Origin of the sequence: Helicobacter sp. UBA3407, from assembly GCF_949747025.1 — a bacterium.
Classification (GTDB): Bacteria; Campylobacterota; Campylobacteria; order Campylobacterales; family Helicobacteraceae; genus Helicobacter_D; species Helicobacter_D ganmani.
Map to the genome: position 1 here is coordinate 1 of NZ_CATKCB010000239.1, position 1,035 is coordinate 1,035.

Here is a 1,035-nt window from a genome sequence, read left to right on the forward strand (position 1 = left end):
GGTGTTATTAGCTTCTCAAAGAATATTTTAAGAAAAACTTCCATTCCTTTAAGGTTAGAATGCTATAAGATTGTTAGTCGTTGTTATTCTTTGGGGGTTTTATCGGAAGTAGCAATGAGTGATGAAATACCCTTTGGAATTATTGCCTATGAATATCATTTAAGTTTTGCTCCATTGCGTGTCGCGAATATTGCTCCTTATAGCCCTCATTGCTCTAAAGATGTCGCTATTATTCACGCAGTGAGTGGTTCTAAATTTTGGTCCTCTGCTTTTAGTTCTTTACTCTTTGGAGAGTGGTATGTTAATCATAAAGAATGGGAGAGAATCTCACAACAAACGAAGGAATTTGAATATAAAAAAAGCAATCTCCCAATAGAAAATCTAGGAAATTTATATGGATTTTTATTATCTTTGCATTACTTGACACCTTTGATTTTGAGATTAGAAAAAAGGATTTTTGGTGATTCTGCCTATCTTTATATTTCTCCCAAATTAAATGGTGTTGTAGAAATTTATTCTCATTTGCTGATAAAAGAAATATTCTATTGTTTTGTGTATAAACATCATTATGGTGAGTGGGATATTTCTTGTGAATTGCAACTTGTAGTGCAAAGATGCAAAGAGGAAATAAAATTTGATGAATTTTTGCTTATTTTACAAAAAATTGCACAAAAAACAGGATTAAAACAGCGAATCATCAAAGATAAGAATAATCAGATACAACAATGTGTATTTATGAAAAATGTGAATCTTAAAAATGTAGAGGAGTGTATCCAAGAATTTTTATTTTTAAAATCGGTGAGTTTTATACCGATTTATCAACATTTATTTAAAGAGAATAGGGAATCTAGCAGATATGAAACATTTTTTACCGCTACTTCTCGTGTCCAATCCCATCTTAGCTACCAATTAGGACAAATCCTCCTTAAAGATTCCAAATCTTTCTTTGGAATCTCAAAACTCCCTTTTAAGATTCTATGGACAATACTAAAACACAAAAACAAACAAAAACAATATCAAGAAAAAATCACAAAC

The 1,035-nt window shown here is 30.6% G+C and carries 1 pseudogene; it reads left to right on the forward strand.

The window, feature by feature from the left end:
- Positions 1 to 1,035, forward strand: a pseudogene (locus tag Q1553_RS08165) (hypothetical protein); the annotation flags it as partial.